At 73.1% G+C, this 17,946-nt stretch carries 16 protein-coding genes; 8 read left to right on the top strand and 8 right to left on the bottom strand.

What is annotated here, in order from left to right:
* Window positions 1-7 precede the first annotated feature (7 nt).
* Entirely contained in the window at window positions 8-1,465 is a 1,458-nt protein-coding gene (locus LG395_RS12435; protein WP_225809459.1) for a penicillin-binding transpeptidase domain-containing protein, read from the top strand.
* Between the two features lie 124 nt (window positions 1,466-1,589).
* Here the strand turns inward: LG395_RS12435 and LG395_RS12430 are convergent, their stop codons facing one another.
* Both LG395_RS12430 and LG395_RS12425 read right to left on the bottom strand, forming a co-directional pair.
* Complete coding sequence (locus tag LG395_RS12430; protein WP_225809458.1) at window positions 1,590-2,462, bottom strand: hypothetical protein; 873 nt, start codon at window positions 2,460-2,462, stop codon at window positions 1,590-1,592.
* Between the two features lie 59 nt (window positions 2,463-2,521).
* Window positions 2,522-3,631, bottom strand: coding sequence for a ferritin-like domain-containing protein (locus LG395_RS12425; RefSeq protein ID WP_171152862.1), 1,110 nt, complete (start codon window positions 3,629-3,631; stop codon window positions 2,522-2,524).
* Between the two features lie 123 nt (window positions 3,632-3,754).
* Between LG395_RS12425 and LG395_RS12420 the strand changes: the two genes are divergently transcribed.
* The 4 genes from LG395_RS12420 (at window position 3,755) to LG395_RS12405 (ending at window position 6,918) form a co-directional block, all read left to right on the top strand.
* Window positions 3,755-4,693 carry an AurF N-oxygenase family protein gene (locus tag LG395_RS12420; protein WP_171152864.1) on the top strand — a complete coding sequence of 313 codons (939 nt, stop codon included), beginning with the start codon at window positions 3,755-3,757 and terminating at the stop codon, window positions 4,691-4,693.
* 75 nt (window positions 4,694-4,768) lie between these two features.
* A complete protein-coding gene (locus LG395_RS12415; RefSeq protein WP_059264221.1) occupies window positions 4,769-5,419 on the top strand; it encodes a TetR/AcrR family transcriptional regulator in 651 nt (216 codons plus the stop codon).
* Window positions 5,420-5,429: 10 nt separating this feature from the next.
* On the top strand, window positions 5,430-5,732 hold the full coding sequence (locus tag LG395_RS12410) for a DUF8847 domain-containing protein (protein WP_225809379.1): 303 nt from the start codon (window positions 5,430-5,432) through the stop codon (window positions 5,730-5,732).
* A gap of 112 nt (window positions 5,733-5,844) precedes the next feature.
* Window positions 5,845-6,918 carry a C40 family peptidase gene (locus LG395_RS12405; protein WP_225809378.1) on the top strand — a complete coding sequence of 358 codons (1,074 nt, stop codon included), beginning with the start codon at window positions 5,845-5,847 and terminating at the stop codon, window positions 6,916-6,918.
* On the opposite strand, the gene LG395_RS12400 is transcribed toward LG395_RS12405, so the two are convergent.
* The 5 genes from LG395_RS12400 to LG395_RS12380 are packed head-to-tail and all read right to left on the bottom strand — an operon-like array spanning window position 6,905 to window position 12,521.
* Window positions 6,905-8,158 carry a styrene monooxygenase/indole monooxygenase family protein gene (locus LG395_RS12400; protein ID WP_225809377.1) on the bottom strand — a complete coding sequence of 418 codons (1,254 nt, stop codon included), beginning with the start codon at window positions 8,156-8,158 and terminating at the stop codon, window positions 6,905-6,907. The genes LG395_RS12405 and LG395_RS12400 overlap by 14 nt on opposite strands.
* A 41-nt stretch (window positions 8,159-8,199) precedes the next feature.
* Entirely contained in the window at window positions 8,200-8,856 is a 657-nt protein-coding gene (locus tag LG395_RS12395) for a GTP-binding protein (protein ID WP_171152871.1), read from the bottom strand.
* Entirely contained in the window at window positions 8,837-9,262 is a 426-nt protein-coding gene (locus LG395_RS12390; protein ID WP_171152872.1) for a DUF742 domain-containing protein, read from the bottom strand. The genes LG395_RS12395 and LG395_RS12390 overlap by 20 nt, the downstream gene beginning before the upstream one ends.
* Window positions 9,259-9,762 (bottom strand): roadblock/LC7 domain-containing protein, encoded by a 504-nt coding sequence (locus LG395_RS12385; RefSeq protein WP_171152874.1) that lies wholly within the window; start codon window positions 9,760-9,762, stop codon window positions 9,259-9,261. Before LG395_RS12385 ends, LG395_RS12390 begins: the two co-directional genes overlap by 4 nt.
* Window positions 9,759-12,521 carry a sensor histidine kinase gene (locus tag LG395_RS12380; protein WP_225809376.1) on the bottom strand — a complete coding sequence of 921 codons (2,763 nt, stop codon included), beginning with the start codon at window positions 12,519-12,521 and terminating at the stop codon, window positions 9,759-9,761. The genes LG395_RS12385 and LG395_RS12380 overlap by 4 nt, the downstream gene beginning before the upstream one ends.
* A gap of 384 nt (window positions 12,522-12,905) precedes the next feature.
* Here LG395_RS12380 and LG395_RS12375 point away from each other — a divergent pair, with 384 nt between their 5' ends.
* Entirely contained in the window at window positions 12,906-13,694 is a 789-nt protein-coding gene (locus tag LG395_RS12375) for a protein phosphatase 2C domain-containing protein (protein ID WP_225809375.1), read from the top strand.
* Window positions 13,695-13,802: 108 nt separating this feature from the next.
* On the opposite strand, the gene LG395_RS12370 is transcribed toward LG395_RS12375, so the two are convergent.
* The gene (locus LG395_RS12370; protein ID WP_225809374.1) at window positions 13,803-14,294 is read right to left on the bottom strand and encodes a MarR family winged helix-turn-helix transcriptional regulator; all 492 of its coding nucleotides are present in this window, start codon (window positions 14,292-14,294) and stop codon (window positions 13,803-13,805) included.
* Window positions 14,295-14,556: 262 nt separating this feature from the next.
* Here LG395_RS12370 and LG395_RS12365 point away from each other — a divergent pair, with 262 nt between their 5' ends.
* A complete protein-coding gene (locus LG395_RS12365; RefSeq protein WP_225809373.1) occupies window positions 14,557-15,384 on the top strand; it encodes a lysozyme in 828 nt (275 codons plus the stop codon).
* A gap of 148 nt (window positions 15,385-15,532) precedes the next feature.
* A complete protein-coding gene (locus LG395_RS12360; RefSeq protein WP_225809372.1) occupies window positions 15,533-17,899 on the top strand; it encodes a SpoIIE family protein phosphatase in 2,367 nt (788 codons plus the stop codon).
* Window positions 17,900-17,946: the final 47 nt, after the last annotated feature.

Raw genomic sequence — 17,946 nt, 5'->3', positions numbered from 1 at the left:
GCGCCCGATGGGGAAGTACATCCGGCACGCGTGCGTGTTCTGCGCCCTGCTGCTGGCCGCCCTGCTGGCCAACGCGACCCGGGTGCAGGTGGTGCGGTCGCAGGAGTACAACGGCAATCCGGCGAACCGCCGGGCCGCGATCGCCCGGTACCAGGTGCCGCGCGGGAACATCCTGGTGGACGGGGCGCCGGTCACCGGGTCCGTGGACACCGGCGAGCAGCTGCGCTACGAACGCACCTATGTCAACGGTCCGTTGTACGCGCCGGTCACCGGCTTCTCCTCGCAGAAGTACGGCACCACGTACCTGGAGCACGCCGCGGACGGGGTGCTGTCCGGCACCGATCCGGTGCTCGCGCCGCTGCCGCTGTGGACCGACGTGACGCGTGCGCCGAACCGCGGCGGCGACGTCGTCACGACCCTGAACCGGCGGGCGCAGGAGGCCGCGTACCGGGGGCTCGCCGGGCGGAAGGGCGCGGTGGCCGCGGTCGAGCCGGCCACGGGCCGGGTCCTGGCGCTGGTGAGCAGCCCGTCGTACGACCCCTCGGAGCTGTCCGGCAACAGCGAGGCGGTGACGTCGGCGTGGGCGCGGCTCAACCAGGACCCGGAGAAGCCGATGCTCAACCGGGCGGTGCGGCAGACCTATCCGCCGGGGTCGACGTTCAAGGTGGTCACCGCGGCGGCGGCGCTGGACGCGGGCGTGGTCAGGGATCTGGACGCGCGCACCGACTCCCCCGACCCCTACCGGCTGCCGGGGACCACCACCCGGCTGACGAACGAGGGCGACGGCTGCCGGGACGCGTCGGTGCGGGACGCCTTCGAGTGGTCCTGCAACACGGTCTTCGCCAAGCTGGGCGTGGACGTGGGGGTGCGGGACATGGCGACCACGGCGCAGGCGTTCGGGTTCAACGACACCGGGGTGCGCATCCCGTTCTCCGTGGCGCCCAGCACCTTCGACACGCGGGTGGACAGGGCGCAGCTGGCGCTGTCCTCGATCGGTCAGTACAACACGCGGGCCACGCCGTTGCAGATGGCGATGGTCGCGGCGGCGGTCGCGGACGGCGGCCGGCTGCGTCCGCCGTACCTGGTGGAGCGGACCACCCGGCACGGCGGCGAGACGGTCTCGGGCAGCGCGGCCCGGCCGGGGCGGCAGGTGATGCGGCCGTCCACGGCGGCGCTGATGAAGGAGCTGATGGCCGGCGTGGTGGAGGACGGCACCGGCACCAACGCGGCCATCCCCGGCGCGCTGGTCGGCGGCAAGACCGGCACCGCCCAGCACGGGGTCGGCAACGCGGGGGTGCCCTACGCCTGGTTCGTCTCCTGGGCGCAGTCCGAGGACGCCCTGGAGCCGCAGGTGGCGGTGGCGGTGGTGGTGGAGGACGCCTCGGCGGACCGGGGCGAGATCAGCGGCGGCGGGGACGCGGCGCCGATCGCGCGGGACGTGATGCGGGCGGTGCTGGGGCGGTGATGCCCGGCGGACGGGTCCCGCGTCCGCCGGACGGATCGCGAGGGTCGGCCGACCGGCCCCGCGCCACCGGACGGCCCCCGCGGATCAACCGACCGGACCCGCGCCACCGGACGGCCCCCGCGGATCAACCGACCGGCCCCCGCATCTCCGAGCGGATCGTGAGGGTCTTGTGCGCGAACGCCTCCAGGTCGACGTCCGAGGGGTCCTGGTCCATGGCCGCCGTGGCCACCTCGGCGACCGTGGCCCCGGTGTTGCCGTCGGCCCAGGCGCACACCGGCACGGTGATCTTCGTGCCGAGGTGCTCCTCGGTCATCACCTCGCAGCCGATGGTGACGCCGTCCAGCTCGAACTCCTTCGCCGGTACGGCGACGGTGGCGCCGTCGCCCTCGCCGGCGCCCTTCATCATGTTCCTGCGAGCCTCGTCGGTGTTCTTGAACCGGCCGTACATGCCGGACACCACCAGGGTGCCCTTGGTCTCGTCACCGCCGGGGCTGTAGGTGCCGACGACGCCGTGGGTGTCCTTGGCGTCCCAGGCCCCGTCGGCCTCCTCGCTGATCTTCCTGCCCTCGGACCCGGAGAGGTCGTCGACGAGCCGGTACTTCCCTTCGAGCAGCGTGCGGGGCAGGGTCAGCTTGTGCTCCGCAGCGGGGAAGCCGCTCTCGGCGACCATGCCGAGCGCGAGGAGCAGCACCACGACGGCCGCGACGACCCCGCCGACGATGCCGAGCACCAGACCGGTCCGCCGCTTCTTCGGGGGCGGGGCCATCGGCGGCACACCCCAGCCGGGGTAGGGCTGCTGCGGGTACGGCTGCTGTGCCGGGTACGGCTGCTGCTGCGGGTAGGGCTGCTGGGGGTACGGGGAGCCGTACGGGCCCGGGGCCTGCGGGGGCTGCCCGCCGTACGGGCCAGGCTGGTGCGGGGGCTGCCGGCCGTAGGGGCCAGGCTGGTGCGGGGGCTGCCGGCCGTAGGGGCCGGGATTCTGCGGTGGTGGAGGCATGGACACGCCAGCACGCTACTGCACCCGGGTGACGGGCCGGCACCGCGTGCCGCGCCCGGTCAGTCCTCCGCCGCCCCCGACGCGATCGCCGTCTCCACCTCGGCCACCCGGTCCCGCTCCTCGGCCGCGAAGCGCTCGGCGTCCAGCCGCTCGGCCAGCTCCTCGTCCTGGGCCATCAGCAGGTCCAGGTCGGAGTCGCCCAGCTCCAGCACGCCCATGTCCACGTAGGCCTGTTGCAGCCGTCTGCCCCACAGGCCGATGTCCTTGACGCACGGGACGATGCGGCCGAACAGCAGCTTGCGGAAGAGCTGGAGGAACTCGGAGCGCTCGCTCAGCGCCTCCGCGTCGGCCTTGGGGATGCCGAAGTTCTCCAGGACCTCGACCCCGCGCAGCCGGTCGCGCATCAGGTAGCAGCCCTCGATGACGAACTCCTCGCGCTCGCGCAGTTCGGCGTCGGTGAGCTGCTTGTAGTAGTCGCGCAGCGCCATCCGGCCGAAGGCCACGTGCCGGGCCTCGTCCTGCATGACGTAGGTGAGGATCTGCTTCGGCAGCGGCTTGTCCGTGGTGTCCCGGATCATGCCGAAGGCGGCCAGCGCCAGGCCCTCGATCAGCACCTGCATGCCGAGGTAGGGCATGTCCCAGCGGCTGTCGCGCAGGGTGTCGCCGAGCAGCGATTGGAGGTTGTCGTTGATCGGGTAGACGAGGCCCATCTTCTCGTGCAGGAACCGGCCGTAGATCTCGGCGTGCCGGGCCTCGTCCATGGTCTGGGTCGCGGAGTAGAACTTGGCGTCCAGGTCCGGCACCGACTCCACGATCCGCGCCGCGCAGATCATCGCGCCCTGCTCGCCGTGCAGGAACTGGCTGAACTGCCAGGAGGCGTAGTGCCGCCGCAGCTCGCCCTTGTCCCGCTCCGAGAGCTTGTCCCAGTACGGGGTGCCGTACAGGGACATGGCCTCGTCGGGCGTGCCCAGGGCGTCGCAGGGGTCGACCTGAAGGTCCCAGTCGATCCGCGTCCGCCCGTCCCACTGCTTGTCCTTGCCCTTCTGGTAGAGGGCGAGGAGGCGGTCGCGGCCGTCGTCGTACTCCCAGCTGAACCGGGCCGCGCCGGCGGCGGGCACCTGCCAGGGGGAGTCTCCCGGTTCGTTGGCGTAGAGCTCATGGGTCGGCATACCCCGCAGGCTCACACGCCGACCCCGGGTCAACAAGTCATGCGCAAGGGATTGACGGCCTTGCTGACAGGCAGTCTCATAAGAGGCAGGACGACTACCACCGGGTAACGAGGAGAGGGAGCCATGACGACCCTGACGGAAGCGGACGCGCTGGACGGGCTGCGCGACGCGCTCGGCCTGCTCAAGGACCGGGAACAGGTGGCCGAACGGCTGCTCGTCTCTTCCGCCAAGCACTCCTTCGACCCGGACAAGGAGCTGGACTGGGACGCGCCCTTCGAGGAGGGCAAGTGGTTCTGGCCGCCGGAGCTGGTGTCGCTGTACGGCACGCCGATGTGGAAGCGGATGAGCGAGGAGCAGCGCATCCTGCTCTCCCAGCACGAGGCCGCCGCACTGGCCTCGCTCGGCATCTGGTTCGAGATCATCCTCATGCAGCTGCTCGTCCGGCACATCTACGACAAGGCGGCGACGAGCGCGCACGTGCGGTACGCGCTCACCGAGATCGAGGACGAGTGCCGGCACTCGAAGATGTTCGCGCGGCTCATCGCGCAGGGCGGCACGCCCTGGTACCCGGTGAGCCGTGCCCACCAGAACCTGGGCCGGCTGTTCAAGACGATCTCCACCACCCCCGGTTCCTTCACCGCCACGCTGCTCGGCGAGGAGGTGCTGGACTGGATGCAGCGGCTGACGTTCCCCGACGAGCGGGTGCAGCCGCTGATCCGGGGCGTCACCCGCATCCACGTGGTCGAGGAGGCCCGGCACGTCCGGTACGCCCGTGAGGAGCTGCGGCGCCAGATGGTGACCGCGCCGAAGTGGTCCCAGGAGTTCACCCGGGTCACCTCGGGCGAGTTCGCCCGCGTCTTCTCGGTCGCCTTCGTCAACCCGGAGGTCTACACCAACGTCGGCCTCGACAAGCGGGAGGCGATGGCGCAGGTGAAGGCCAGCGGGCACCGGCGGGAGGTCATGCAGACCGGCGCGAAGCGGCTGACGGACTTCCTGGACGACATCGGGGTGCTGCGGGGCGTGGGGCGGCGCCTGTGGAGGTCGTCGGGCCTCCTGGCGTAGGGAACCGCACGGGCGGCCCCTGGGCACCGGCGGCTGGAAGCCGGCCGGGGCCGCGCGGCGATTAGGCTGCGGGACATGACCCCGTCGGCCACCCCCGCATACCGCCGGCTCAGCGTCGAGGAGCGGCGGAGCCAGCTCCTCGACGCGGCCCTGGGCCTCTTCGCGCACCGCGCGCCCGAGGACGTCTCCCTGGACGACGTGGCGGAGGCGGCCGGGGTGTCCCGGCCGCTGGTGTACCGGTACTTCCCCGGCGGCAAGCAGCAGCTCTACGAGGCCGCGCTGCGCTCCGCCGCCGAGGAGCTGCGGCAGTGCTTCGACGAGCCCCGCGAGGGCCCCTTGCTGCCCCGGCTGTCCCGGGCGCTGGACCGCTACCTGGCCTTCGTGGACGAGCACGACACCGGCTTCAGCGCCCTGCTGCAAGGCGGCAGTGTCGTGGAGACCTCCCGCACCACCGCCATCGTGGACGGGGTGCGCCGGTCCGCCGCCGAGCACATCCACCAGCACCTCGGCGTCACCGACCCGGGCCCCCGGCTGCGCATGACCGTCCGGATGTGGATCACGGCCGTGGAGGCGGCCTCCCTGATCTGGCTGGACGAGGACAAGCAGCCCCCGGTGGAGGAGCTGCGCGACTGGCTGGTGGAGCAGTTCCTGGCCGTCCTCACGGTCACCGCGGGCCGCGACCCGCAGACGGCCGCGCTGGTCACCGCGCTGTCGGCGGATGGCTGAGACTGGACCCGTGAAGAGCCAGGACACCCCGTTCGAGGGCGGCCCCATGGACGGGCGCGTGCTGCCCGTCCTGGTCGGCCCCACCGGGCACCCCCCGAAGACGTACCGCATCCCCGTCCCGGACCCCGGGGGCGGCCCGCCCACGGTGCTGGTCTACCGCCGCGTGCCCAAGGGGCACAGCAGGAGGCTGGGGCTGATCCAGGGGTGGAAGTACCGGTACGACCCGGACGACAGGTCGGGCGGGAAGCCGCGCTGGCCCTGGTCCCGGCCGGACGCCACGCCGTACGTCAAGCCGGACGACGCGAACGGGTGAAACCGCTGCGCCGAACCGCGCAGGCTTCGTATCCAGCCGGCACCGACACGTCTGATTATCGGGCTGCGCCGGGAAGCGGAGATTCCGTTTCCCGCGCAGCGGAGGTGATGACGTGTCAGGAAGGATCGTGCGACTGGCCTGTACGACGGCGGTGGCGGCCCAGGCCGTCCTCGCGCCCGTGCCCGCCGCGGCCACGCCGGACCCCCAGCGGTCCGTCGCCGGGCTGCTGACGGATCTTCAGCAGCTGTACCGCAGGACCGAACAGGCCACCGAGACCTACAACGCCACGACCGAGCGGCTGGAGCGCAAGCGCGCCGAGGTGGCCCGGCTCGACGGCGAACTCGCCGACGCCCGGCTCGTGCTGCGGGACAGCCGGACCGAGGCCGGGCGCCTGGCCCGGCAGCAGTACCAGGGCAGCGGCGGCCTCGGCCCGTACGTGCGCGTGCTCCTCGCGCCCGATCCGCAGCACGCGCTGGACGAGGGCCACGTCCTCGGCGAACTGGCACGCGAGCGGGCCCGTACGGTGGCCCGGCTGACCGCCGCGGAACAGCGCAAGGACGCGCTGGCCCGCGCGGCCCGCAAGGCCCTGGACACCCAGCTCGCTCTGGCCGCCCGGCAGAAGCGGCAGCGCGACGACGTCCGGGGGAAGCTCGCCGACGTGGAACGCCTGCTGGCCGGTCTCACCCCGGCCCAGCTCGCGGCCGTGGCCCGGCTGGAACAGCAGGGGGTCGCCGCGGCCCAGCAGCGCCTGACCACCGCGGGCGCCCTGCCCGCCGACCGCGCGGCCACCCCGGCCGGCGACCGTGCCGTCCGCTACGCCATGGACCAGATCGGCAAGCCGTACCAGTGGGGCGCGCAGGGCCCCGAGGCGTACGACTGCTCGGGCCTGACGTCCCAGGCCTGGTCCCACGCGGGCACCCCCATCCCGCGCACCAGCCAGGAGCAGTGGAACCGGCTGGGCAGGGTCCCGCTGAACCGGCTGAGGCCGGGCGACCTGGTGGTCTACTTCCCGGAGGCGACGCACGTGGCGATGTACGTGGGCGGCGGGAAGGTCGTGCAGGCGCCCAGACCGGGCGAGAAGGTCACGGTGTCACCGATCGCCAGCTATCCGGTCCTGGGCGCCGTACGTCCCGGTACGGCGGGCACGGTCGGTGCCCGCGGGGACGGGCCCGTCAGGCCCCGGTGAGCGAGCCCAGGTACGCGGACGTCTTCTCCGGGTCGTAGAAGAAGTTCTCGAAGTCGGCCGGGTTGTTGAACCCGTTGGCGAATCGATCCGCCACGGGCTGCAGCTGCCCGGCCGCGCCGATGAGGTTCAGGACGTGCTCCGGCGGCGGCGCCAGCATCGCGTTCGTCCACTTGGTGACGTGCTGGGCGGTGGCCCAGTACCGGTCGAACGTCTGCCGCATCCACTCCTCGTCGAACGGCTTGTCACCGTGTTCCAGGATGGACGCGAGGTAGGCGGCGGCGCACTTGGACGCCGAGTTGGAGCCCTGGCCGGTGATCGGGTCGTTGGCGACGACCACGTCGGCCACACCCAGCACCAGACCGCCCGAGGGCAGCCGGCCGATCGGGTTGCGGACGGTCGGGGCGTAGCGGCCGGACAAGGTGCCGCCCGCGTCCGTGAGTTCGACCTTCGTGGCCCGCGCGTACTCCCAGGGCGTGAACCTCTCCATGAGTTCCAGGGTCAGGGAGAGGTGCTCCGCCGGGTCCTTGACGCCCTGGAAGACGTCGAGCGGGCCGCCGGGTATGCCCTCCCAGAACAGGATGTCGGCACGGCCGGACGTGGTGAGCGTCGGCATGACGAACAGCTCGCCGACGCCGGGGACCAGGTTGCAGCGGACCGCGTCGAACTCCGGGTGCTCCGGGCGCGGGCCGAGCCCGTGCACGTACGCCACCGCCAGCGCCCGCTGCGGCTCGGTGTACGGGGAGCGCTCCGGGTCGCGGGCGAACATCGAGACCAGCTCGCCCTTGCCGGCCGAGACCAGGACGAGGTCGTAGGTGCGGGAGAAGTAGTCCAGGTCGCCGACCGCCGCGCCGTGGATGACCAGCTGGCCGCCGCGCTGGGCGAACGTCTCCATCCAGCCGGCCATCTTCACGCGCTGGTCCACCGACTGCGCGTACCCCTCGAGCCTGCCCACCCAGTCGATCGCGCGCTGGGTCGGGCCCGGGTCGTGGGAGCCGGGCGCGGCGACCGAGACGCCGAGTCCTTCGATCTTCGGGGCCTGGGACTCCCAGAAGTTCAGCTGGAGGTCGCGCTCGTGCTGGAGGGCCGTGTCGAACATGCACTGCGTCGACATGACCCGGCCGGAGCGGATCTCGTCCGCGGTCCGGTTCGACATCAGGGTGACCTCGTAGCCGTGCGACTGCAGGCCGAGGGCGAGCTGGAGACCGGACTGGCCGGCCCCGACGACGAGTATCTTCCGCATGCGGGTGGTGCCTCCTACGGGATGAGGACGAGGGGTGAGGACTACTCCGGGGTTTCGTCCAGCGCGTGGCCCACCAGGGCCAGGAGGACCTCGATCGCCGAGATCCGCCGCCGCGCATCCATGATCATGACAGGGATGTGCGCCGGTATCGTCAGCGCCTCCCGCACGTCCTCCGGTTCGAACCGCTCGCTGCCGTCGAAGTGGTTGACCGCGACGACGTACGGCAGTCCGCAGCTCTCGAAGTAGTCCAGGGCCGGGAAGCAGTCCTTCAGCCGGCGGGTGTCGGCCATGACGACGGCGCCGATCGCGCCGCGCACCAGGTCGTCCCACATGAACCAGAACCGCTGCTGGCCCGGCGTGCCGAACAGGTAGAGCACCAGGTCGTCGTCGAGCGTGATGCGGCCGAAGTCCATGGCCACGGTGGTGGTGAGCTTGCCCGGCGTGGCGGACAGGTCGTCGGTGCCCTCGCTGGCCTCGGTCATCAGCGCCTCGGTCTGCAGGGGCGTGATCTCCGAGACGGAGGTGACGAGCGTGGTCTTGCCGACGCCGAAGCCGCCCGCCACCACGATCTTCGTCGCGATGGGGGCGCGCGTCCGGTCCGTCTGCCAGGACTTCAGGTCCTCGTCCGGTTCGGTGAACCCGGCGACGAGGGGGGTGCCCCCGAAGGAGGCGGTGGCGTCAGAGACGGCGGAGTCCACTCAGCACCCTTTCCAGCAGAGCGCGGTCCGGGCGGCCGGTGCCGTGACCCGTTCCGGTGCCGTACACACGGATCTTTCCCTGGTCCGCGAGATCGCTCAGGAGCACGCGGACCACGCCGAGCGGCATCTTCAGCAGCGCGGCGATCTCGGCCACCGTGCGCATACGGCGGCACAGTTCGACGATGGCGCGCATCTCCGGCATGACCCGGGTGGCGAGCGAGCCGTTCGTCAGTTCCTTGCGCTCCTCCGGGGCCTCCAGCGCCGCCACGAACGTCTCCACGAGGAGGACGTGGCCGAAGCGGGTACGGCCGCCGGTGAGCGAGTAGGGGCGGACGCGGGCGGGTTTGCGGTCGCCGCCGCGGACCGGGAGCTGCGTCCTGCCCGGTTTCTCGGGGGTGCCGGTCATCGGTCGCCCCCGGTGGACTCGGCTTCCAGGTTCTTGCGCAGTTCGCTGCGCAGCTCCGGCGTCAGGACGTGGCCGGCGCGGCCGACGAAGAGCGCCATGTGGTACGCCACGACGCTCATGTCGCACTCGGCGGAGCCGTGCACGCCGAGCAGCGAGCCGTCGCTGATCGACATCACGAACAGGCTGCCCTCCTCCATCGCGACCATCGTGTGCTTGACCCCGCCGAACTCCATCAGCTTGGCGGCGCCGACGGTGAGGCTGCCGATGCCGGAGACGATGGTGGCGAGGTCGGCGGAGGACCCCCGGGGGCCGGTCCGCTTGGTGTCGCGGGACTGGCGGGCGTCCTCCGTGTGACCCGGGTCGGACGACAGCAGGAGCAGCCCGTCGGAGGAGACCACGGCGACGGACTGGATGCCGGGTACTTCCTCGACGAGGTTGGTCAGCAGCCAGTGCAGGTTGCGGGCTTCACTGCTCAGTCCGTAGGTAGTGGGCGCGGTCAACTGCTTGCCTCCTCGGCTGTGCCCCCCGTGGCTTCTTCGGCGTGTGCGCGGCCGGCCGGCCGCCGGTTGTTGGCCGTCTGCTCGGCGATCTCCGCCTCTACGTCGCGGTAGCCGGCCTGGGCGCCGGTGCGGAAACCGCCGAGCCTGCGGCGCAGGGCTTCGGCGTCGACGCTGGTGCTGCGCTGGCGGGGCGGGGTGGTGGGGGCGGTGATCTTCGGTGTGCGCTTGGGGAGCCCCTTGCTGGTGAGCCGCTCCTCCTCCTCGGCTTCGCCTTCGGAGTCCGCGTGCCCGTCCGCACCGTCGGTGCGGGTCTCGTGCTCGGGTGCGGGGGGCTCCTGTCGGGTGTGCTCGCCGTCGGCGGCCGCCGGCGCGCCGGGGAGCAGCAGCTCCATCGTCGTCTCGGCGTACGTCTCCGCCGGGGCCTTCGGGCGGGTCTCCGTGTCCTGGGCGGGCTGGGCCGCCTGCTCGTGCGCCTCGGCCGGTGCCTCCCGCGGCGTCCGCGCCGGTGCCTCGGCGGAGGCGTCCCGTACGGCCTGCTCCGCCAGGGTGACCAGGGGGTCCTGGTGCTTGGCGCGGGTGGGCAGGACGTTGGAGTTGGCCTCGGCGTCGGCGCCGGGGAGGGAGAAGGTGCCCGTGGCGCCGGGGGCGGCGCTCTGCGGCGGGAGCGCCGCGGGCGCGGCCTCGACCAGCAGGGAGGCCGGGAGGACCACCACCGCCGCGATGCCGCCCTGCTTCTGCTCGCGCAGCTGGACGCGGACGCCGTGCCGGTGGGCGAGGCGGGCGACGACGTACAGGCCGAGGCCGAGGCCCTCCTCGCCCTCCTGGTCGTAGAGGGACTCGGGGTCGAAGTCGCCGAGGCGGCCGTTGAGGGTGTCCAGGCGGTCGGCGGTCATGCCGATGCCCTCGTCCTGGACCGACAGCATGACCTCGCCCGACTCCAGGAGCCAGCCGGAGACCTCGACGGGCAGGTCCGGCGGGGAGAACGAGGTGGCGTTCTCCATGAGTTCGGCCAGCAGGTGGGAGAGGTCGTCGGCGGCGAACCCCGCGACGTGGGCGTGCGGCGGGAGGGCCGCGATGCGGACGCGTTCGTAGCGCTCGATCTCGCTGACCGCCGCCCGGACCACGTCGACCAGCGGCACCGGGCCCGGGTGCTGCTGGACGTGCTCGGTGCCGGCGAGGACCAGGAGGTTCTCGCTGTGCCGGCGCATGACCGTGGCGAAGTGGTCCAGCTTGAACAGGGTGGCGAGGCGGTCGGGGTCCTGCTCGCGGTCCTCCAGGCCCTCGATGACCGCCAGCTGGCGCTCGACCAGTCCCAGGGTGCGCAGGGCCAGGTTGACGAAGGTGGAGCCGATGCTGGTGCGCAGCCGCTCCAGCTGGGCGGTGGACCCGGCGAGCTCGGCGCGCAGTTCCTCGCGGGCGTCGGCCATCTTCTGGCGCTGGCCCACCAGGTGCTTGCGGTCGGTCTCCAGGGTGGCGACCCGCTCGTGCAGCGTCACGGCGTGCGCGTGCAGGGCGTTGACCGAGCGGACCACCTGGGCGAACTCGTCGTTGCGGCCGGTGAAGGCGATCGGCTCCTGGGCCGTCGGGTCCTCGGACGCGGCGAGGCGGGCGGAGCCGCGGCGCAGGACCGACAGCGGGCGGGTCAGGGTGCGGGCCATGGCGGTGGCGATGCCGACCGCGACCAGCATCAGCGCGCCGAGGACCGCGACGCGGATCTCCAGGGCGGTGACGTCGTCGTCGCGGAGCCTGGCCAGGTCCTTGGTGCGGTGGTCGTAGAGCGCGGACTCGGCGCCGCGCATCAGGTCGACACGGGCGGACAGGGCCGCGTCCAGCTTCTTGGTGCTGGTCGTCAGCTCGCTGTCGGCGAGGGTGGGCTGGTCGGTGAGCGAGGCCAGGTACTTGTCGGCCGAGTTGACTTCCGGACCGGTGACCGTGGAGTCGTAGGAGTCCACGGCCGCCTTCGGCGCGGTCTCGCGGAAGGCGGCGAGGGCCGCGTCGGCGCGCAGCCGGGCCTGCTGGGCGGCGGCGGTGAGCGCGTCGCGCTGTTTGCGGTCCGCTTCGGTGCTGGTCGCGGCGGTGGTGGGCAGGCCGGTGGCGGGGTCGATCACCGTCTGGGTGCTGGACGGGATGTTCAGCGCGGCCAGCAGCAGGCCGCGGGCGGCGGCGGACTGCTGGACGGCGGAGTCGAGTTCGGCGAGGGCGTGGGCGCCGGAGCCGGCCCGCGGGGGCGTCTGCTCGGCCAGCTGCTCGGCGAGCCGGTGCAGCGCGGTGATCGTCGCCGAGTACGCCTGGTGGGTCTGCAGGGCGCCGGTCTTGCCGGTGAGGGCGCCGCGGCGGAGCGTGTCGATGCCGTCGAGCGCGGTGCGCAGGCTCGCCGGGGTGTCGGTGTCGGCGCGCAGTTCCTCGACCTGCCGGTCCACGCGGGCGCTGCGGTCCTCGGAGGGCGCCTTGTCCTTGGGGCGGCCGGCCGCGACGTAGGAGGTGACCTCGTCGCGCTCGTCGGCGAGAGAGTGGGCGAGGGTGAGCGCGTCCTGGGTGCGGGCGGCCAGGGTCACCAGGTCCTGGGAGTCGCCGACGTCCCTCGATGCCGTGAGCAGCGCGGGCGCGCCCGCCCCCGCGACGGCGGCGGCCACCACGGCGACGGCGACGATCAGCCGGGTGCGCACATGGGTGGGGCGACCGGAGCCCACGGGGGTCTGGGGGGCGGTCCCCTCGGGGGCCGTCTGCCTGCCTGTGCGCCGAGGCCGCTTCTTCTGCACCGGTGCTCGCATTCCTGAACTCGTCTACCCAGGGGCCCGGGTGGCGCCCCGTCAGCTCGGTGCCAAGTGGTGCGTACACCCGGTTCGTACGGTTCCCGACCCTCCCAGCGCCGGTGGGCAGTGGTCGCGCATCACCTGACCCGCCACCCGAAGGAGTGAACATCGGAGGGGAGTTGGCGGGCAAGTTCCGGTGGCGCGTGCCACGCTCTTGCGCGGCAGGCCGGTTGGACGCGCGCGGCAGGCTTTGGCAGTATTCGCCGCCACGCCTTGCCAGAGTGGATCATTCCCGCCCAAACCAGGCGCCTGACCTGCGGGGTCGTGGGAATCCACCGGTCTGTGCCAGCCTTTGGCGCACTGTGTGAAGGGCTCGTGCAGACTGGCCGGATGCGCACTGATCTGGTCTCGGAACCCGGCGACGCCTCCCGCCCCAACGAGGACTTCGCCGGTGTCGGACTACCCGCCTGCGGACAGGGAGGTTGCGTGGTCGTCCTGGACGGCGTGACTCCGCCCAGCGCCGGGACGGGCTGTCTGCATTCCGTCCCCTGGTTCACGGCGCGACTGGGCGGTGCGCTGACCGAACTGACCGTTTCCTGCCGAGATCTGACGCTGTCGGAGATTCTCGCGCGGGCGATCCGGCGCACCGCGGACGCCCATGCGGACACCTGTGAGCTTTCTCACCCGCGAACCCCTCAGGCAACCGTCGCCCTGGCCCGCTGGTCCGCCACGGCGGTCGAGTACCTGGTGCTGTCCGACGCCGCGCTGCTGGTGCGGGGGCCCGACGGCACGGTCACCCCGCTGCTGGACGACCGTCTCGCCCGGCTGCCCCGCTCCGCGCTCGCCACGGACGCGCTGGTCGACGCCAACCTGCGCAACAAGGAGGGCGGCTTCTTCACCGCCGCCGCCGACCCCGCCGTGGCCGCCCGGGCGGTCACCGGCACCCTGCCCCGGCGGGACGTCCGGGCACTGGCGGCGCTGACGGACGGCGCGACCCGCTGGACGGAGACGTTCCGCGAGGGCGACTGGACGGCCCTGTTCGACCTGCTCGCCAAGGAGGGCGCCCGGTCGCTGGTGGAACGCGTACGGGAACTGGAGACGGCGGACCGGCGGGAACGGGCGTACCTGGGCCGCGCCAAGACACACGACGACGCGACGGCGGTGTACGTGGAACTGTGACGCGAGGGGCGTCATGGGCACGGCTGTACGCCGGGGCGGGACGCTTCGCCGCACCAGGCCGCGCGCCCGGGCCGGGCCCTCGCGGCGCGGCCGGGTGCCGCGGTGACGTTACTTCGCCATCACGCCGTTGAGCTCGTGCAGCAGCCGGGCCAGTTCGGCGACCTCGCGGCGGTCCCAGTGGGCGAGCTGGCGGACGTAGCGGGCGCGGCGGGCCTCGCGGACCGTGCCGACGCGGCGGCTGCCCTCTTCGGTGAGGGTGACGAGCCAGGCGCGGCCGTCGGCCGGGTCGGGCTCGCGCGCGATCAGGCCGAGGTCCTCCAGGGCGCGCAGCTGGCGGGACATGGTGGCCTTGCCGACCCCGATGTAGCCGGCGAGTTCCGTGGCCCGCTGGCCGCCCAGTTCGTCCAGCCGGATGAGCAGGCCGTACGCGGAGGACTCCAGGTCGGGGTGGACCTCCCGGGCCATCTCGCCCTGGTTGGCCCGGGCACGCCGGAGCAGCACGGTCAACTCGCGTTCCAGCGCCAGGAATTCCTGGTCTGCACCACTGGGCGTCATCCGCCCGACGGCGCCGTGCGCGCCGTCGCTTCCGTCCTCGTGCACGTCAGCACCCCTGCTCGGTTTCGCGGTCCTGAAAGTTTCTGTCAAAAGTCGTCATTGCCGCAGCTCTGCCAGTATTTCGCAGGCGTAGACCAACGGCGTCGTCCGGACCCCCTTCCCACGCCGTATCTACGTGCGTAGCTTCTTAGCACGTCGTTTATGGCATGCCCACGCCAGTGGGCCGACGGTCGGTGTCGCGGTCCCCACGTCACGCCCCCGCGTCACCTCCGCGTCACTCCCCCACTCCACTCCCCGGAGGCACGTCATGCCCGTGCTCAGACCCGGCTCCACCCGCTCCGTCTCCCCCCTCGCCGTCCTCCTCACCGCCCTGCTCGCGGCGCTCTCCCTCACGCTGCCGCTCACCTCCGCCCACGCCGCGGGCACGCCCGCCCGCGGCTCCGCCCACATGGGCATGGGCGTCCTCGCCCACGACGGCCAGAACGGCACGCCCAGCACCGGTGACGCCACCCAGACCGAGGGCGTGGACGTCTCCGGCTACCAGGGCAACGTCGCCTGGTCGACCCTGTGGAACAGCGGGGTCCGGTGGGCGTACACGAAGGCCACGGAAGGCACGTACTACACGAACCCGTACTTCGCCCAGCAGTACAACGGCTCCTACGACGTCGGCATGATCCGCGGCTCGTACCACTTCGCCACCCCGGACACCACCAGCGGCGCCACCCAGGCCAACTACTTCGTGGACCACGGCGGCGGCTGGTCCCGGGACGGCAAGACGCTGCCCGGCGCGCTCGACATCGAGTGGAACCCGTACGGCGCGGCCTGCTACGGCAAGACCGCGAGCCAGATGGTGAGCTGGATCGCCGACTTCATCAACACGTACAAGGCACGCACCAGCCGCTACCCGGTCATCTACACCGCCACCAGCTGGTGGACCCAGTGCACCGGCAACTACGGCGGCTTCGCGGTGAACAACCCGCTGTGGATCGCCCGCTACGCCTCCGACCCGGGGACGCTGCCGGCGGGGTGGTCGTACTACACGATGTGGCAGTACACCTCCTCCGGCCCGACGGTCGGCGACCACGACAAGTTCAACGGCGCCCTGGACCGGGTGCAGGCCCTGGCCCTCGGCTGACCGCCCGAGGCCGGCGGCCGACGGCTCCGCGGTGGCCCCCGCCGGACGGCGGGGGCCACCGCGTGCGCCGCGTCCGCGTTGGTGCTCCGCGCCGCCCGGGATCAAGCTGGACAGGAGAGCCTGCCGAGCAAGGGCGAGATGAGCGGCGATGGAACGACAGTCGACGTACACGGCCACGGCCACCATCGATGAGCGGGGCATCCTCACCGGCTGGAGCGAGGGCGCGCGACAGCTGCTCGGCTACGACTCCCCGGCGGTGCTCGGCCGGCCCGCCACCGTGCTGCTCGCCGCCGACGGCACGGCGGTCCGGCGGGCACTGGCCGGCCGGACCCGCTGGAACGGCACGGTTCCGCTGCGCCACCGCGACGGCCGGCTCCTGGAACTGGGCGTGCTCGCCCACCGCCGGACCTCGCGCACCGGCGCCGGCGACTGGCTCGTGGTGAGCGCGGTGACGGCCCGGACGCAGCCGCCGCGCGGCGAACCGCTGGAGGAGTGGACGTTCCTGCAGTCGCCCTTTCCGCTGGCCATCTTCGACGCGGACCTGCGCCTGGTGCGCGCCAACCGCCGGATGGAACACGCCCTCGCGCTGCCCGAGGCGGCGATCCGCGGACTGCGCCTCACCCACATCGTGCCGGGGGCCGTGAGCGAGGAGGCCGACCGGTCGATGCGGCGGGTGCTGGAGCGCGGCAAGGCGCAGGAGACGCGCGGCCGGCTCGGCCCGGAGCTGGGCCGGGCCATCGTCCTCACCCCGCTGAAGGACGCCGGCGGCCGGGTACGGGCCGTCTGCCTGTCCGTGCCGGAGCCGGCCCGGGACGCCGCGGGCGCCTCCGGTACGCCCGTCGGCACGGCGGCGGACCAGGCCCGCGCCGCACGGGAACTCGGCGAGGTCACGGTCCCCCGGCTGGCCGACCTCATGGCGGTGGACCTGCTGGACTCCCCGTGGACCACCGCCGAGGCCGCCGGCCGGCCGCCGGAGCGGGTGGTCCTGCGCCGCGCCGCCCTGCGCGCGGTCCCGGACGGCGGCGGGCCGGGCGGCGGCGTCCGGACCGGCCTCGGTGCCGGTGCCGGTGCCGGTGAGGTGATCGTCTGTCCGGCGGACTCGCCGCCGGCCCGGTGTCTGACGGCCGCCCGCCCGATGCTGTACGACATGGCGGACCCGGCCGTGGCCGAGTGGGCGGCGCTGGACCCGGGCGCCTCGTGGCTGCGCACGTCCGGGACACGCACCCTGCTGGCGGTCCCGCTGCTCGTCCAGGGCAGCACGCTCGGCGTGGCCCTGTTCGGCCGGCACGGCGGGCGGGGCCCCTTCGGACCGGAGGACCTGCGCCTCGCGGAGGAGTTCACCGCCAAGACGGCCGCCGGCATGGAGCAGGCCCGCGGCGGCCCCCGGCCCGGCACCACCGGCGAGGCCCCGCGACCCGGCCTGCTCCCGCACACGGTGCCCGACCAGGCGGCCCTGGAGATCGCCACCCGCTATCTGCCGGCCGCGACCCGGGCCGGCGTGGGCGGCGACTGGTTCGACGTGATCCCGCTGTCCGGGGCGCGGGTGGCGCTGGTCATGGGTGACGTGGTGGGCCACGGCATCCGGGCCTCCGCCACCATGGGCCGGCTGCGCACGGCGGTACGCACCCTGGCCGACGTCGACCTGCCCGCCGACGAGCTGCTCACCCACCTGGACGACCTGGTGCTGCGGCTGGCCGCCGAGGAGGGCAGCGCGGACCCGGGCGCCGACACCGCCGGCGGCATCGGCACCACGTGTCTGTACGCCGTCTACGACCCCGTCTCGCGCCGCTGTTCCGTGGCCCGCGCCGGGCACCCGCCGCCCGCCCTGGTGACCCCGGACGGCACCGTCCGCTTCCTCGACGTGCCCGCGGGGCCGCCGCTCGGGCTCGGCGGGCTGCCCTTCGAGGCGCTGGAGACGGAACTGCCCGAGGGCAGCCTGCTCGCGCTCTACACCGACGGACTGCTTCAGGCCCGCGACCACGACATCGACGAGGCCCTGGACAAGATGTCCGTCGCGCTGGGCCGCCCCGCGCGGTCGCCGGAGTCGGTGTGCGACCGGGTCCTCACCGACCTGCTCAGCCACCGCCCCGACGACGACATCGTCCTGCTGGTGGCCCGCACCCGGGCCCTGCACGAGGACCTGGTCGCCTCCTGGCAGCTGTCCGACGAGCCCGCCGTCGTCTCCCTGGCCCGCCGGTACGCCACCGACCAGCTGTCCGCGTGGGACCTGGACGAGGCCGCGTTCACCACGGAGCTGGTGGTCAGCGAGCTGGTCACCAACGCCATCCGCTACGGCAGCCCGCCCATCCGGCTGCGGCTGATCCGCCAGGGCAGGACGCTGATCAGCGAGGTGTACGACGCCAGCGACACCACCCCGCACATGCGCCGGGCCCGGATCTTCGACGAGGGCGGCCGGGGCCTGCTGATGGTCGCCCAGCTCGCCGAGCGCTGGGGCACCCGGCACGAACGGATCGGCAAGACCGTCTGGGCGGAGCAGTCGCTGACCGCGCTCTGACCCGGACGCGCACGGGGCGAAGGCCCGGGCCTCCCTCACGGGACCCG

This window comes from Streptomyces spinosus, from assembly GCF_020400655.1.
Classification (GTDB): Bacteria; Actinomycetota; Actinomycetes; order Streptomycetales; family Streptomycetaceae; genus Streptomyces; species Streptomyces argyrophylli.
The sequence above is the reverse complement of the archived record's forward strand: the minus strand, read 5'-3'. Positions and strand labels throughout refer to the sequence as shown.

Excerpts from the sequence above, each read along its gene's own strand:
- LG395_RS12435 (WP_225809459.1), top strand. The coding sequence starts at position 8 with ATGGGGAAGTACATCCGGCACGCGTGCGTGTTCTGCGCCCTGCTGCTG.
- LG395_RS12430 (WP_225809458.1), bottom strand. The coding sequence starts at position 2,462 with ATGCCTCCACCACCGCAGAATCCCGGCCCCTACGGCCGGCAGCCCCCG.
- LG395_RS12425 (WP_171152862.1), bottom strand. The coding sequence starts at position 3,631 with ATGCCGACCCATGAGCTCTACGCCAACGAACCGGGAGACTCCCCCTGG.
- LG395_RS12420 (WP_171152864.1), top strand. The coding sequence starts at position 3,755 with ATGACGACCCTGACGGAAGCGGACGCGCTGGACGGGCTGCGCGACGCG.
- LG395_RS12415 (WP_059264221.1), top strand. The coding sequence starts at position 4,769 with ATGACCCCGTCGGCCACCCCCGCATACCGCCGGCTCAGCGTCGAGGAG.
- LG395_RS12400 (WP_225809377.1), bottom strand. The coding sequence starts at position 8,158 with ATGCGGAAGATACTCGTCGTCGGGGCCGGCCAGTCCGGTCTCCAGCTC.
- LG395_RS12390 (WP_171152872.1), bottom strand. The coding sequence starts at position 9,262 with ATGACCGGCACCCCCGAGAAACCGGGCAGGACGCAGCTCCCGGTCCGC.
- LG395_RS12375 (WP_225809375.1), top strand. The coding sequence starts at position 12,906 with ATGCGCACTGATCTGGTCTCGGAACCCGGCGACGCCTCCCGCCCCAAC.
- LG395_RS12365 (WP_225809373.1), top strand. The coding sequence starts at position 14,557 with ATGCCCGTGCTCAGACCCGGCTCCACCCGCTCCGTCTCCCCCCTCGCC.
- LG395_RS12360 (WP_225809372.1), top strand. The coding sequence starts at position 15,533 with ATGGAACGACAGTCGACGTACACGGCCACGGCCACCATCGATGAGCGG.